At 50.3% G+C, this 14,921-nt stretch carries 11 protein-coding genes; 7 read left to right on the top strand and 4 right to left on the bottom strand.

Annotated features, from left to right (window positions below; genetic code table 11):
• Window positions 1-196 precede the first annotated feature (196 nt).
• The 5 genes from ACQ4MZ_RS21135 (at window position 197) to ACQ4MZ_RS21115 (ending at window position 7,947) form a co-directional block, all read left to right on the top strand.
• Entirely contained in the window at window positions 197-598 is a 402-nt protein-coding gene (locus ACQ4MZ_RS21135; protein WP_430848200.1) for a hypothetical protein, read from the top strand.
• Between the two features lie 167 nt (window positions 599-765).
• Window positions 766-1,677 carry a helix-turn-helix domain-containing protein gene (locus ACQ4MZ_RS21130; protein WP_430848198.1) on the top strand — a complete coding sequence of 304 codons (912 nt, stop codon included), beginning with the start codon at window positions 766-768 and terminating at the stop codon, window positions 1,675-1,677.
• A gap of 202 nt (window positions 1,678-1,879) precedes the next feature.
• Window positions 1,880-3,271, top strand: coding sequence for a TolC family protein (locus ACQ4MZ_RS21125; RefSeq protein WP_430848196.1), 1,392 nt, complete (start codon window positions 1,880-1,882; stop codon window positions 3,269-3,271).
• Between the two features lie 254 nt (window positions 3,272-3,525).
• Window positions 3,526-6,786 carry an efflux RND transporter permease subunit gene (locus ACQ4MZ_RS21120; RefSeq protein ID WP_430848194.1) on the top strand — a complete coding sequence of 1,087 codons (3,261 nt, stop codon included), beginning with the start codon at window positions 3,526-3,528 and terminating at the stop codon, window positions 6,784-6,786.
• Window positions 6,787-6,810: 24 nt separating this feature from the next.
• Window positions 6,811-7,947 (top strand): efflux RND transporter periplasmic adaptor subunit, encoded by a 1,137-nt coding sequence (locus tag ACQ4MZ_RS21115; protein ID WP_430848192.1) that lies wholly within the window; start codon window positions 6,811-6,813, stop codon window positions 7,945-7,947.
• Window positions 7,948-7,952: 5 nt separating this feature from the next.
• On the opposite strand, the gene ACQ4MZ_RS21110 is transcribed toward ACQ4MZ_RS21115, so the two are convergent.
• The 3 genes from ACQ4MZ_RS21110 to ACQ4MZ_RS21100 form a co-directional block, all read right to left on the bottom strand.
• Window positions 7,953-8,573: a DUF6134 family protein gene (locus ACQ4MZ_RS21110; RefSeq protein WP_430848190.1), complete on the bottom strand. Its 621-nt coding sequence runs from the start codon at window positions 8,571-8,573 to the stop codon at window positions 7,953-7,955.
• Between the two features lie 188 nt (window positions 8,574-8,761).
• Window positions 8,762-9,406, bottom strand: a complete 645-nt coding sequence (locus tag ACQ4MZ_RS21105) for a hypothetical protein (RefSeq protein ID WP_430848188.1) — start codon at window positions 9,404-9,406, stop codon at window positions 8,762-8,764.
• Window positions 9,407-9,482: 76 nt separating this feature from the next.
• Window positions 9,483-10,988 (bottom strand): serine hydrolase domain-containing protein, encoded by a 1,506-nt coding sequence (locus ACQ4MZ_RS21100; RefSeq protein WP_430848186.1) that lies wholly within the window; start codon window positions 10,986-10,988, stop codon window positions 9,483-9,485.
• 307 nt (window positions 10,989-11,295) lie between these two features.
• Between ACQ4MZ_RS21100 and ACQ4MZ_RS21095 the strand changes: the two genes are divergently transcribed.
• The gene (locus tag ACQ4MZ_RS21095) at window positions 11,296-12,459 is read left to right on the top strand and encodes an MFS transporter (RefSeq protein ID WP_430848184.1); all 1,164 of its coding nucleotides are present in this window, start codon (window positions 11,296-11,298) and stop codon (window positions 12,457-12,459) included.
• A gap of 80 nt (window positions 12,460-12,539) precedes the next feature.
• Window positions 12,540-13,544 (top strand): alpha/beta fold hydrolase, encoded by a 1,005-nt coding sequence (locus ACQ4MZ_RS21090; protein WP_430848182.1) that lies wholly within the window; start codon window positions 12,540-12,542, stop codon window positions 13,542-13,544.
• A gap of 354 nt (window positions 13,545-13,898) precedes the next feature.
• Here the strand turns inward: ACQ4MZ_RS21090 and ACQ4MZ_RS21085 are convergent, their stop codons facing one another.
• Window positions 13,899-14,819 (bottom strand): sugar phosphate isomerase/epimerase family protein, encoded by a 921-nt coding sequence (locus tag ACQ4MZ_RS21085; RefSeq protein WP_430848180.1) that lies wholly within the window; start codon window positions 14,817-14,819, stop codon window positions 13,899-13,901.
• Window positions 14,820-14,921 lie beyond the last annotated feature (102 nt).

Here is a 14,921-nt window from a genome sequence, read left to right as displayed (position 1 = left end):
TGTCTGTTTTAAACGAGCGATTTTTGCGCCTTCAAAAAACTAAATTCTTTCCGATCAGAATGCTAACACGCTGGAAAATAATTTTCTACATGGTTGAATTTTATAATTCAATGTTTGAAATGCATAGGTATTGTAAAAAAGCTTGCAGGTAATTTTGAAACAAGTCCTGATAACCTGTTTCTTAATTAACCTTCTAATGAATCCTAAACCACTCATTTTGGCAGCATTGCTCGCAAGTGTTGCGAGCCTGGGCAATGCGGTATCGTCGCAGCCCGTTCGCATCTCCGACCCCGGCATTTCTACCCACAATTACAAGCATCCCAACAAAGCGGCGGCGGCGCGTGAGGCCAGGCTGGTTGTCGAATCCTCCGCTCCGGCGCTTGCCGCGCGCTTTGCTACATTGCACGTCGGCCAACCCGAAAACGACCCTACGCCCAGGTACGCGCCCCGGGAAGTGCGGTTTGTCATCTTCACGCGCCAGCGTACCCAGCGAAACACGCTCAACCCGCTCATCTCGACCCGCAACTACAAGACAGGCAATGGTGTGCATGCAATCAAGCCCGTTCCGGAAGAAGAATGGATCTGTGGTACATTGTGATTATAACAAATGCTACCCATTGCCAGCCGGTGCCCCACGCACCGGCTTTTCCCGGTGAAAGTGGTTTAACCGTGAAAATTTATGACGATACCAAGCGTACCCCCTATTTAATTAATTTTTAACCGCCTGGCTTTGTAGCCAATATTTGAATTTCATAATTTCAGCTCATGATACCGAATGAGACCGTAGCGCATTTTTACCAGACGCATCCCGCTGCGAAAGGGCTAAAAGGTCCGGACAAAACGACCGGGGATGAAGGCCACTTCAATGTATTCTCCCGCGTATTCTGCAACAAATACACTTCCTACGCCCGAAGGGACTTTTACAAAATCTCGCTTATCCTCGGAAAAGGAAAAATTACCTACGGCAATCAGGAAATCGAGATCAACCGCAATGCGCTGGTCTTCTTCAACCGCAATGTACCTTATTCCTGGCAGGCATTGTCGGAAGAGCAGTCGGGATACTTCTGCTTGTTTACCGATCAGTTTTTGAGTACGATCAACCACTCGGCGGCGATTCCCAATTGTCCTATAAAGCGCACCGACTGTATTCCGGTGTATTTTATCAACGAAGAACAGCAGGAATACCTGCTCAGCATCTTCGGAAAAATGCAGGCGGATATCGAATCGAACTACGTGCACAAGTACGACCTCATGCGCAACTACGTGAATGTGCTCGCGCACGAGGCCATGAAAATGCAGCCTTCCGAAGTAAATGATGTACATGTGAATGGCTCGGCCAAGCTGTCGTCGCAATTCCACGAACTCCTTGAACGGCAGTTCCCGATCGAATCCCCTGAGCATAAGCTCAAACTGAAAACCGCTAAAGACTACGCCACCAGGCTCGGCGTGCATGTGAACCATTTGAACCGGGCCCTGAAAGAAATTACCGGAAAAACTACCACCGAGCACATTATCGACCGTGTGCTGGCGCAGTCCAAGGTAATGCTCCGGCATTCCAACTGGAGCGTGGCTGAGATCGCATTCTGCCTCGGTTTCGAGTATCCTGCCTACTTCAATAATCTTTTCAAGAAACAAATAGGCACTACCCCCAAGTCCTACCGTGTTCACGAACGCTAGGGATGTTTGAATTTTATAAGATATTGTTTGAAAGTAATAAACATTGCCACAGGACGTCAGGTTACCTTTGCGAAGCAATCCGACGGGCCTGGCGGACCACCGCAGTGGCGGACCACCGCAATGGCGGACCACCGCAGTGGCTGCCAATCTTTTGATCTCACACACTCGCCCCGGTTCAGTTGCCAAATAATTCTGAATGCAAATGACATCGAAGAAGTATTTTCCCTCCCTGTTTCTGACCCTCTCGCTGGTCGGGGCCGGTGAAAAATTGAGTGCCCAAACGCTTACATTACAACAGGCAGTAGAAACGGCAGTCTCCAACTACGGAAGCATTAAAGCCAAGAACAACTACCTCAGCGCCTCCAAAGCGACGGTTCTTCAAAGCAAGAAAGAATATCTCCCCAACCTCAACCTGTCGGCCCAGCAGGACTATGGTACGATCAACGGCCAGAATGGCCCGCTATACGGCCTCGGGCTTTCGGTGGCCTCTTCCGGCTTGCCGCTGCCCCACCAGAACTGGAATTCGGCATTCGGGGCGCTGTACCTGACGAATGTGAACTGGGATTTCTTCGCATTCGGCCGCGCCCGCGAACGTATTAACGTGGCGCAGCAGGTCGTGAACCGCGACCAGGCCGACCTCGAACAGGAGCAATTCCAGCACAGCGTGCGCGTAGCAGCCGCTTATCTGAACCTGCTCGCCGCCCAGCGCCTCATCCGGTCGTGGGAAAACAACCTGGAACGCGCCAATGCATTGAAAACTGTCGTGGTTACCCGCGCTAAAAACGGGCTCATCCCCGGCGTCGATTCGTCGCTTGCCAATGCAGAAGTATCCAATGCGAAGATCAGCATCACCCAGGCAAAGGATTTTGAGCAGGAACAGGCCAACAACCTGGCCAAACTGATGGGTGTTACCGAGCAGCGTTTCCAGCTCGACACCCTGTTGCTGGCCCGCATTCCACGCACGATCGCCGATTCAGCCAGTAAGACCGAAAACCACCCATTGCTGAAGTTCTATGCCAACCGCATTGCCGTCAGTGAGCAGCAGGCCAAATACTTCCAGACACTCGGAATGCCGACATTCTCGCTGTTTGGGGTGTTTCAAGGACGCGGCGCGGGTTTCTCCTCGACCTACGCCCAGGACCAGACGGCCTATACCCATAATTACTTTGAAGGTATCAAGCCCGCCAGGGCCAACTACCTGCTCGGTATCGGCGCTACCTGGAACATGACCAGCGTTTTGCGCACCCGCCAGCAGGTAATGTCGCAGAAGTTTGTTTCCAATGCATTGAAAGAAGAATACGACCTGGCCGATCAGCAGCTGAAAAACCAGCTCATTCTTTCGGAAACGAAGATCAGTAATGCGATCGCCAATTACCGTGAGGCTCCCGTGCAGGTACAATCGGCTTCCGACGCCTATTTGCAAAAGAGTGTTTTGTACAAAAACGGCCTGAGCAATATCGTGGACATGACGCAGGCGCTCTACGTACTCAACCGCGCCGAAACCAGCCGCGACATCGCCACGACGAACATCTGGCAGGCGGTACTGCTCAAAGCGGCGGCAAGTGGCGATATCGGCATCTTTCTGAATCAGTAACCTTTATGGGGTTGGAAATGGTCAGGGGTGGTTATTTATAGTCAGGTATTGTCAAGGGTAGTCAGCTGTGGTCAGGTATTGTCATGAATGGTCAGGAGTTGGCATTGGTAATGGCATGTGTATGAACGATTTTTCTTTTCTCTCATTATTACGTCCTGCCATTGACAACACCGGACTACAAATGACCACACCTGACAACAAATGACAAAAATCGCGCAACGATACAGTACCGTAACATCTTACATTTCAGTAACATGGATTTAATACGTTTTGCATTACGTAAACCTATCACCATCATGGTGATAGTAGCCGGTTTATTCTTTTTCGGGATCGATGCCGTACGGAAGATCAAGGTCGATATTTTCCCGAAACTCGATTTGCCGGTGATGTACATTGCCCACCCGTTCGGGGGCTACACGCCCGATCAGATGGAAACTTTCTTCGCCAAGCAATATATCAACATTCTCCTCTATGTAAACGGTATCAAAAGCATTGAAACGAAGAACATCCAAGGCCTTACCCTGATGAAGGTGAATTTCTACCCTGGTACCAATATGGCACAGGCTTCCGCGGAGCTGAGTGCATTCACCAACCGCGCGCAGGCCATTTTCCCGCCGGGTTCCAACCCGCCGTTCATTATACGCTTCGATGCGTCGACATTACCGGTGGGCCAGCTCGTGCTGAGCTCCGAAAAACGCAGCAACAACGAACTGCTCGACCTCGCGAACGTGTATGTGCGCTCGACATTTACCTCCATTCCCGGTTTGGTTTCGGCTCCTCCGTTTGGGGGTAACATCCGTACGGTCGTGATCAAGGCCGATCCCGAGCTGCTGCGTGCGCATAACCTCACGCCCGACCAACTGGTGGAAGCCTTGCGCGTGAACAATCAGACCGCGCCTTCCGGCAACGTGCGCATTGGTGATAAGAACTACATTACCCCTACCAACACGACCATTCATACGGTGAAGGAATTTGAAGACATTCCGCTTTTCAAAGGCGGTGTGCAGAACCTCTACCTGCGGGATGTGGCGACGGTGGAAGACGGGGCCGATATTACCTCGGGCTACGGACTCGTGAACGGCAAGCGCTCGGTATATCTGAGTATTGCCAAAAGCGCCGATGCCTCCACCTGGGAGGTGGTTCAAAACCTCAAAAAGGCTATTCCGCGCATCCAGAGTACATTGCCTGAAGATGTGAAGATAAGTTATGAATTCGATCAGTCGACTTATGTAATGAACTCGGTGAAGAGCTTGCTTACCGAAGGCGCGATAGGTGCCATCCTGACGGGCCTTATGGTATTGCTCTTCCTCGGCGACCCACGGGGTGCATTGATCGTGATCCTAACCATCCCGACGTCCATTATCGCCGGCGTTTTGTTCCTTAACCTGTTCGGGCAGACGATCAATATCATGACATTGAGCGGGTTGGCGCTCGCGATCGGTATCCTGGTAGACGAAAGTACGGTGACGATCGAGAACATTCACCAGCATTTTGACATGGGTAAACCCAAAGCACTCGCCATTTGGGATGCCTGTAAGGAAATCGCGTTCCCCAAATTGCTGATCCTCTTCTGTATCCTGGCCGTATTTGCACCTGCATTCACGATGGGGGGCATTCCGGGATCGCTCTTCCTGCCGCTGGCATTGGCGATCGGTTTCAGTATGATCGTTTCATACTTCCTCGCGCAGACATTTGTGCCGGTTATGGCCAACTGGATCATGAAAGTGAAGCACCACAAAAAGGCCGACGGTTCCGAAATGACCGACGCCGAAGAGTTCGCCGCATCGGGTCTCAGCAAAGATCCCGACGCGCAGAAAGAAGCATTGATCCACCGCGCGGATTTCGACCAGAATGGAAAAATCAGCGCATTCGAACGCATTCGGGCACGGTTTATGCGGTTCATCAACCGGGTAATGCCTCTCCGGAAGCCGATAGTGGTCGCCTACCTGATCATCACTACGGCATTGGCCGCATTTTTGCTAAGCCATATTGGAAAGGATGTTTTGCCGAAAGTGAATGGCAGCCAGTTCCAGGTGCGCCTGCGTGCGCCCGAGGGTACGCGTATCGAGCGTACGGAGGAGAAAACGCTGAAAACGATCGATATTATCAAGAAAATCGTGGGGCCTCAGAATGTATCGGTTACATCGGCATATGTAGGCCAGCACCCTGCATTGTTTTCGGTAAACCCTATTTACCTTTTTATGGCTGGTCCGCAGGAAGCGGTTTTGCAGGTGGGCTTGCATGAAGAGTTCCACACGAACCTGGATGAATTGAAAGAAAAGATCCGGCGCGAGGTAAAACAGGCGATCCCGGACTTGACTATGTCTTTTGAACCCATTGAATTGACGGACAAGATCCTCAGCCAGGGTTCCCCTACGCCGATCGAGGTGCGAATGTCGGGGCGAAGCAAAAAGCTGAACGAAGAATATGCACAAAAGGTAATCGCGAAATTGAAGGAAATCAGCTATTTGCGGGATATTCAATTGGGACAATCCAATAAATACCCGGCCATTAAAATTGAAGTCGACCGGATGCGGGCCGCGCAACTGGGTGTGGATATGAATGATGTTTCGAGGTCACTGATCGCGTCAACATCTTCTTCCCGCTATACCGACAAAAATATCTGGGTGGATGAAAAAGGTGGATTCAGCTACTCGGTGCAGGTACAAGTCCCGGAAAGTAAAATGAACAGCGTACAGGAAATGAGGGAAATCCCGCTGCTCCGAAACGCCAACCGCCCTGTACTCGGCGATATTGCCACCATTACGCCTGATACCACCTATGGCGAGAATGACAACCTCGGCGCCATGCCGGTATTGTCAGTAACCGCGAATTTGAACAACACAGACCTGGGCGTCGCGCAAGCAGACGTGAGAAAAGCCCTGGCATCTCTTGGCGAACTGCCACGCGGACTCACCGTAGAGCTGGTTGGTTTGAGTCAGACATTGACCGATACGCTGGACAGCCTTCAAAACGGCCTTGTGGTAGCCATTGTGGTGATATTTCTGATGTTGGCGGCTAACTTCCAGTCGTTCAAGGTTTCGGCGATCGTACTGGCGACGGTACCAGCGGTAATTCTCGGCTCGCTGGCATTATTGATGGTAACCGGCTCTACATTGAACCTTCAAAGCTATATGGGCATTATCATGTCCGTGGGGGTATCAATTTCGAATGCCGTGCTTTTGATTACCAACGCCGAACAGCTGCGCAAGCACAGCGGCAATGCCATTGAAGCCGCCAAAGAATCGGCCGGCCTCCGCCTCCGCCCTATCGTAATGACGGCCGTGGCGATGGTGGTAGGGATGATCCCGATGGCAAGCGGGCTTGGCGAAGCAGGTGACCAGTCGTCGCCGTTGGGCCGGGCAGTAATCGGCGGGCTTATCGCATCCACATTTGCCGCATTGTTCATTCTCCCGCTCGTATTCGCGTGGGGACAGGGCAAGGCGTCGACCCAAAGCGTTTCCCTCGATCCGGAGGATGAAGAAAGCAAGTATTATGTTCCAATGACCCGTTAATCACAACATCGAACCTATCCGACTATGAGACATATTCATCAAATCGCCATGACCGTACTCGTTGCAGGCGCAGCGACGGTCCTGCAAAGCTGCGGTTCGTCACGGGCCGAAGAAGAAGAGGGCAAAAAAGCAGCGGTAGAAGCAAGTGCGAGCACCGCTATGGTGGACGCATTCCCGCTTAAAAAAGAGCAATTGGTGTCGAATATCCAGATCCCCGGCGAGCTGATCGCCTTTCAGCAAGTGGATATTTATGCCAAAGTGAGCAGTTTTGTCAAAAAGCTCCACGTAGATGTGGGTAGCGAAGTGCGCGAAGGCCAGCTTTTGGCGACTATGGAAGCGCCTGAGCTTACGTCACAGCTCATCACGAGCGAATCGCGCCTGAAATCGTTCGAAGCCATTTACCAGGCCAGCAAAGCCAATTACGAACGTCTGCTCGAAACCAGCAAAACGCCCGGTACCGTTTCCCAGAACGACCTGGATGTGGCGCTCGCGAAACAACGTTCCGACCTCGCCCAGCTCGACGCAGCACGCTCTGCGAGCCGCGAGATCACCGATACCCGCAATTACCTTGAAATACGGGCTCCGTTCAGCGGCATTATCTCCGCGCGTAATGTGAGTACGGGTGCGTACGTGGGACCGTCAGGCAAAGGTTCGGAATTCCCGCTTTTTACCTTGGTAGAGCAGCGTAAGCTGCGTCTGGTGGTGAGCGTGCCGGAGCAATATACCAGCTATCTCAAAAACCAAAGCCAGGTTACTTTCAAAGTGAAGTCGCTTCCCAACCAGCAATTCCCTGCCAAAGTCACCCGCCTCGCTGGTGCGCTGGATGCACGTTTACGCTCGCAGCGCACGGAAATGGATGTAATTAACAGTGATAGAAAACTTTTACCCGGTATGATTGCCGAAGTTTCCATTCCATTATCGGGTGATGCAAGCACTTTTGCCGTTCCCAGAACGGCCGTGCTGAATTCTACGCAAGGCACTTATGTGATTAAGGTCGTGGATAACCGGGCGGTGTGGGTGCCGGTGAAAACAGGTAGCAGCAGTACCGAAAAAACCGAAATTTTCGGCGATGTCAAAGAGGGTGACGTACTAGTCAAGGTGGCCAATGAAGAAATCCGCGACAATTCGGACCTGAAAAATGTCAAGCAAGCGGCCATTTAGGTCCGTTAGCGAAGGGCGGTTTTGCCCTCATTCAATACAATTCTTAGTTTAAAACCTGCAAGATCGGTCTTTACCTCACGGCAAAGGCCGTTTTTGTAGGAATACACCCCTTCCTTGCCGTCCGGCAGCGTTACACCATACTTGCCCTCAGAAAGCTTGCGGATGTTACACATCTTGCCGTAACGTTCGGAATAAACCTCTGTAATATTGATGGGCTCCTTATAATAGAGGCTGGTAATCGTGCTGCTGATCGGTTTATTCACCGTCACATTAGGCTTGTCGCTCACGTCCTCTCCCGAGAACAGCACTTCGTAAAACGATTTGGAACTGGTTTTGGTGAGCGTTTTCTCTTTGAGATCACCGTTGACGTGGTGCGCACAGGTAGCCGAGACGAGTTTTCCCTGCACATAATTAGTCTGGGTCGAGTATGACCCTTTATAGAACATCACCTTAAAATCCGACTCGATCCGGTGCGTTTCCGTATTGTCCGAACCTTTTTCATCGAATACCTTCAATGACCCGATCGTGCGGCCCGCTACGATCACATCGTAGACATTCTGTGCCCTGGCGGCAGAAACAGCGAGCATTAACCACCCGATCATTACAAATCCCAATACACGCATCATCCCTCTTGTTTTGGTTTCTAATCGTGTGCAATCTCCTAATAACTCCATTATTTCTGTTCCTATTGTCCTTGAACAAAGATTATCAAGCCATTAACTTACTGGAATGCGCGGAAAGGTGGCGACCGTTCAGGAAAAAAGGGGATTAAATGCCACACCAGTCAGCGAATGGCATTTGATCCCCAGCGAGCTTAAAACCGGCCGAATTTCAGTGTCAGGTTGTAAGAAACATTACTCAAATCACTGTCCGTAAGACCATTGCCTTCTGCGTTAAATGCTTTACGGTACGATACGCCCGGGCTGAAACGCATCCATTTCAACAGATTAAACTCTACCTGCACGCCCGGCTCCATCACAAAGAAGCATTTCGCATCGTCATTGTCGCGGCGGTCGTCCCAATCGTCCCAGTCCCAATCATCGAAATCGCGGCGGTCGTATTGCAGCGTGAAACCGGCACCTGTCAGCAAATTGGCCGTGACATGCACCCTGCGCGTCGACGCGAACACGTACTCAGTCACCAACCCGAACTGGCCATATTGATAAGTCATCTTCCGAGCCGGGAAATTTTGTTCCAAAGCCGGCACCGGAATGTAGTTGGTGGTAGCAGCCGCTCCTACGCCGAGCAAAAAACGTTGGTTGATGAACCAGCCGCCGTACAGCTCAGCCATATTCGCGTAATCGCCATTGATTTTGGTGAATTTATTGGAAATCGCCGCGTAACCGCCGGAACGATAGATCCCCCGGCTTTGAAAAAGCGTTTGGTTCTCCTGCGCGAAGGTGCTGGCAGTGGCACCGAAGCCAACAATGAAGATGAGTGATAAAAGAGTCCTTTTCATAATCGCTAAGTTGTTTCTTTCGAGACAACCGGCCCCCTTTATCCCCCTATGCCTTCTTCATTTTTTATTAAAATCGCTATTTCGCCGGTGAAAAATCGAGTTGTTGGATCAACGCGGGGTTTTCGGGCGAGAGCGTAAAATACACGCGGATATTGCCTGATGTGCATTTCAATGTAAATGTCCCTCTCAGCTGATTTTCAGCCACCATTTCCGAAGCACTGACAATGGTACCTACTTTGGCAAGCAATATGTCCAGCTCCTTCCGACGATGGGATACGGAGCGGTCGGGAAAGAAATTTTCCGCGAAAATGCCGCTTTGCTCCGCATTCTGCCAGGTTGGAAGCAATTTTACGAGCTGGTCTTTGCGTTGTTTCAAAATATTCGAAACGGCGACGGGCAGCGGTTTCAATCCCGCTAATGCAATGACCGTGTCGAGCACAGCGGTATTGATCGTAGCCATGCCCGCATACGTACGGTTCGCATGCGCGATGATGCCAATGCCATATTCCGGCAAAATTTGCCACTGGCTCCCGAAACCCGGCAGACCACCGGTGTGACCGATTCCCGTTCTACCCTCGCAGTCCTTACTCCACCGTAAGCCATACCCATAAGCCGAAACCATCGCGCAAGCGCGCCCGCTCGGGTACTTGTACGAGGCATTCAGGCTATTGAAGTTCCAGGGCATTTGCATTTCCCGTACATCGCTGCGCATTACCGGCCCGGTTTCGGCACCAGAGGATGGCGGCCAGGCCGATAAATGGAATGCTACATATTTACTGAAATCATCAATAGAGGTAATCAGACCGCCCATTGCGCCGTAGGTACCATCGTGTTCGAGTTCTTCTTCCTTCCACACATCGTCCTCATAACGGTAGCCGTGTGCCAGCAGATTTTTCGGCGCCTTGGTATATTCCCAAATGGTATTGTCCATACCCAGCGGTTTGAAAATCACTTCATTAATATACTGCTGATAAGGTTTGCCGGCCACGTTGCTGATGATCTTTCCCAGCATCGCAAAACCCAGATTACTGTATTCATAAGTCACACCAGGCACATTGGAGAAGGAAATGCCTTTGGAGATCAATGCGATCAGTTCTTCATCCTTCGTATCGAGCTGACGGTCGCCCCAGGGATTGTCCTCCGGAAAGCCGGCCATGTGCGTGAGCAAATGCCGGATGGTAATCGCCGGGGCATCTTTGGTGAGTGGCGGCATGTTTTTCAATTCCGGAATATAAAGGTATGCCGGGTCATCGAGTTTCAATTTCCCTTCCTTGCGGAGCGCCAGAATGCCCATTGCCGTCACACTCTTGGACATAGAAGCGATGCGAAAAAGCGACTTCGGGCTCGCTTTCGTCGAGGTTGCAATCTCGGAAAAGCCACTTGCCCCTGACAACACTAGTTTGCCGTCCACTACCAACCCGAATGCCAGCCCGGGGAAATGATTTTTCTCCGCATAATCATGATAGAGCTTCTCAATGACGGGAAGTGTCGCCCTGATTTTATCGAGCCGCTCGGGGGAGGCCATTTGCGACCAGGTTTGTAATGCAGCTAAACTAAGGAGTGAAGTAAAAATGATGCGCATCAGGCAGTAAAATGTTGGTTAGGTGATTGGGTGAAGTTAAAAAACAGTCACCGTTTTGCCTACTATTTTGATTACAACGCTCTCTTCTCGTACCGTTAAATCATTAAAATGCAACAATTCTTGATTTTGTACAACACATACTTTTTAATTTAATTTAAAAAATCCAATTTCCATGAATCAAATGACCGCCAGATGCGTTAAATTTGCATTACTGAAAGGCCACAACTGTACATAATACAATTTTTGAGGCGCCAACCCTGAATCGAAAAAATTAAAAAAATTATATAAAGATATTAACATCACACTCATGAATTATTCAATTTTCGCTCCTTCCGATTCCCGAAGATATTTAAGATGGGCTGTCGCGGCCTTTTTCTTCGTCCAAGGACTCAGCTTCGCCGCCTGGGCAAGCCGGATCCCGGACATTAAAAACATGCTCCACCTCACAGAAGGTGGTCTCGGAACCGTGCTGCTAGCCCTTCCATTGGGCTTAATGGCAAGCCTTCCGATCTCTGGCTGGATGGTAACCCACTACGGAAGCAAAAAAATGGTGCTGATCGGCGCCATCCTGTACGCGATCACACTGACATTCATTGGTTTTGTAACCCGCACCGAGCAGCTCGTCATCGCATTGTTTGCATTCGGATTGTGGGGTAACCTGACGAACATTGCCGTAAATACCCAGGCAGTGGCTGTGGAACAGGTTTACGGCAAATCCATTATGGCGTCTTTTCACGGCTTATGGAGCCTTGCCGGCTTCGTGAGCGCGATGATCGGATCACTCTTCATTTCGGTACACATCCCTCCTCATATCCACTTCATTGTCATCGCTTTGATCGCGTTTGCCGTCATTTTCACGGCCTATAAGCACACAATGCCCGACACTGAAAAAGAAGCAGGCGAAGAGCAGCCCATGTTTGTAAAGCCCGACCGCGACCTTTTGATCCTCGGTCTGATCGGCTTCTGTGCGATGGTCTGCGAAGGCGCCATGTTCGATTGGAGCGGCGTTTACTTCCAGGAAGCGGTTCACGTGCCTGCTTCGATGACTACTCTTGGTTATGTAGCGTTTATGGGAACTATGACAGGCGGCCGCTTCGCAGGTGACTGGCTGGCCAACCGCCTCGGACGTCGTAAAATGCTGCAATTGAGCGGTACGTTAATGGGTACTGGTCTTGCCATTGCCGTAGCATTCCCACACCTCGTAACCGCTACATTGGGTTTCCTCCTGGTTGGTTTCGGTGTATCATCGGTTGTTCCGTTGGTTTACAGCGCTACCGGACGCTCGAAAACCATGTCGGCGGGAATGGCGCTTGCGGCGGTTTCGTCCATCAGCTTCATCGGCTTCCTGATCGGCCCGCCGTTGATCGGTATCGTGGCCCAGTTTGCCAACCTGCGCTGGTCTTTCGCGATCGTAGGCGTGCTAGCCACGCTGACGGCCTATTTGTCGACCAAAGCCCGTCTGATCGACTAAGACATTCTGGCACATATTTTTCATTGCGAAAGAGGATAGCGTTCACGTTATCCTCTTTTCGTTTTTAAGGCGCAAAACCTATGAAAAAACTCAGCCTGGGCATTGGTCTGCTATTCCTCTCGTTTACGGCCGTACAAGCGCAAAACGACTCGCTTCGGCCGCTGGATATGAACCTGGAAGCGTATACCTACCCTTTTCAGGTCGATTACCTGGAATTTGAATCGCAGGGTGAAAAGCTTCGCATGGCTTACATGGATGTACGTCCCGCGCGGGCGAACGGGCGGACGGTCATGCTCCTGCATGGAAAGAATTTCAACAGCGCCTACTGGGAAGAAACGGCCAAAGCGCTTACCGCAAAGGGATTTCGGGTGATTATCCCCGATCAGATCGGCTTTGGGAAGTCGACAAAGCCGCTGCATTACCAGTATTCATTTCATGACCTCGCGGCTAATACTAAAAAGGTCCTCGACAAGCTAGGCATTGGCAAAATAGCTCTTTTAGGGCATTCGATGGGTGGAATGCTGGCAACCCGTTTCACACTGATGTACCCGGAAAAGGTGGAAAAACTGATCCTGGAAAATCCGATAGGCCTTGAAGATTACAAGGTGAAGGTGCCATTTCAGCCCGTCGATAAATGGTATATGAGTGAGCTAAAAAGCGATTTCAATTCCATTAAGAACTACCAGCTCAACAGCTATTATGACGGCAAATGGAAGGATGCTTATACCAAATGGGTGAACCTGCTGGCCGGCTGGACGCTCGGAAAAGATTATCCCAGAGTAGCCTGGAACAGCGCATTGACGTACGATATGATCTACACCCAGCCTGTCTGCTACGAATTCGGGCAGATCAAGGCCCCTACGCTGCTCATCATCGGCCAGCGCGATCGAAGCGCCGTAGGTAAGAACCTGGCGCCCGAGGATGTGCGAAAAACGCTCGGAAATTATCCCGAACTCGGTACACGAACTAAGGCAAAGATTCCTAATAGTGAGCTGGTAGAACTCGATAATATTGGACACTTACCGCATATCGAGGATTTCAACAGGTTTATTATGCCGCTGATACAGTTTCTGGAAAAGCCTTAACGAATGTTTATATTTGTAAATAATATTAAATTTATAAATATAAACCATATTTAAAGTATAAATGCCGCACAGATCTTTAACCGTGCGGCATTTGCGCCAACTTTGTCGTTACATACCTAACGGCATTTTCTACACCGTTTAATCGTCATCGATACTACCAATATGACATCGCTACGCGATTAAGCTCTTCTACGACCCAGTGCCGTCAGGCACGTAACATGGATAGGAGCATCGGCAATTACTTAACTTTTAAATGCCGTCAAGCATGTAACGACAAAGCATTGGCAGTGACTCTCCTCAGGCATGCGGGCTTTTTCTACCGGGTGTTCCAATTAGAGAACCAAATCAATCCTATCATCCCAAAAACTGGCTTACATAGTTGCGGCTGGTGAGAATGGCGCTCTTCACATCCGTGATATTGCCTTCATAGGCCTTATCTTCTACTTCTATCACAACGGGGCCACGATAGCGCACATCTGTCAATGCGGCAAAGAAACCGCGCCAGTTAACATCACCGAGCCCCGGAAGTTTCGGTGAATGATACTCCAACGGATTAGCCAGTATGCCGACATTATTCAATTTATTTTTATAAACTTTCGCGTCCTTCAAATGAACGTGATGTAAGCGTGATTTATAATTATAAATCGGCAATAATTCATCCATCATCTGCCAGATCATATGCGAAGGATCATAGTTCAGGCCGAACAATGGATCGGGGATAATTTCGAACATCCGATCCCACACGGCCGGGCTGATTGCAAGATTCTTCCCTCCCGGCCATTCATCGTCGGTGAAGAACATGGGACAGTTCTCGATGCCTATTTTCACATTGTTTTCCTCTGCAACCTTCACAATCGCAGGCCATACATCGGCGAAACGGGCCAGGTTATCTTTAATGCTTTTGGAAGGATCACGGCCGATGAAGGTGGTAACGACCGGAATATCGAGTTTAGCTGCTCCGCGAATTACCTGCTTGATATGTTCTATATAGTATTCAGAGCGGTTCGGATCGGGATCGAGCGGGTTGGGATAATAACCCAGCGCCGAAATGAAGATCCCCGCTTCTTTCAGGTTATGTTTGATGGACGACACCTTCCGGTCGGTGAGGTCGTTGACATCGATGTGGGTCACGCCCGCGTACCGGCGGCTGTCGGCATTGTCAGCCGGCCAGCACATCACTTCTACACACGAAAAGCCATTATTTCCAGCAAATTGAACGACGTGTTCAAAGCCGAAATCGGCCAGGATTGCACTATTAAAACCTAATTTGAGCATAAGGACTTAGTTTTTTGGCAAACATCATCAAAAAACGAGCGGGTTTCAAGGATTACCGGAAATTCCCATCCAAAATTTCCGAGGCTTCATCAACGCAGGATA

This window comes from Dyadobacter sp. BHUBP1 (assembly GCF_050587785.1).
GTDB lineage: Bacteria > Bacteroidota > Bacteroidia > Cytophagales > Spirosomataceae > Dyadobacter.
This window is presented reverse-complemented; position numbering and strand designations above follow the sequence as displayed.

What these genes read in the sequence shown, in the direction of transcription:
- ACQ4MZ_RS21135 (WP_430848200.1), top strand. Translation starts at nt 197, where the DNA reads ATGAATCCTAAACCACTCATTTTGGCAGCATTGCTCGCAAGTGTTGCG.
- ACQ4MZ_RS21105 (WP_430848188.1), bottom strand. Translation starts at nt 9,406, where the DNA reads ATGAAAAGGACTCTTTTATCACTCATCTTCATTGTTGGCTTCGGTGCC.
- ACQ4MZ_RS21085 (WP_430848180.1), bottom strand. Translation starts at nt 14,819, where the DNA reads ATGCTCAAATTAGGTTTTAATAGTGCAATCCTGGCCGATTTCGGCTTT.
- ACQ4MZ_RS21120 (WP_430848194.1), top strand. Translation starts at nt 3,526, where the DNA reads ATGGATTTAATACGTTTTGCATTACGTAAACCTATCACCATCATGGTG.
- ACQ4MZ_RS21110 (WP_430848190.1), bottom strand. Translation starts at nt 8,573, where the DNA reads ATGATGCGTGTATTGGGATTTGTAATGATCGGGTGGTTAATGCTCGCT.
- ACQ4MZ_RS21090 (WP_430848182.1), top strand. Translation starts at nt 12,540, where the DNA reads ATGAAAAAACTCAGCCTGGGCATTGGTCTGCTATTCCTCTCGTTTACG.
- ACQ4MZ_RS21100 (WP_430848186.1), bottom strand. Translation starts at nt 10,988, where the DNA reads ATGCGCATCATTTTTACTTCACTCCTTAGTTTAGCTGCATTACAAACC.
- ACQ4MZ_RS21130 (WP_430848198.1), top strand. Translation starts at nt 766, where the DNA reads ATGATACCGAATGAGACCGTAGCGCATTTTTACCAGACGCATCCCGCT.
- ACQ4MZ_RS21115 (WP_430848192.1), top strand. Translation starts at nt 6,811, where the DNA reads ATGAGACATATTCATCAAATCGCCATGACCGTACTCGTTGCAGGCGCA.
- ACQ4MZ_RS21095 (WP_430848184.1), top strand. Translation starts at nt 11,296, where the DNA reads ATGAATTATTCAATTTTCGCTCCTTCCGATTCCCGAAGATATTTAAGA.
- ACQ4MZ_RS21125 (WP_430848196.1), top strand. Translation starts at nt 1,880, where the DNA reads ATGACATCGAAGAAGTATTTTCCCTCCCTGTTTCTGACCCTCTCGCTG.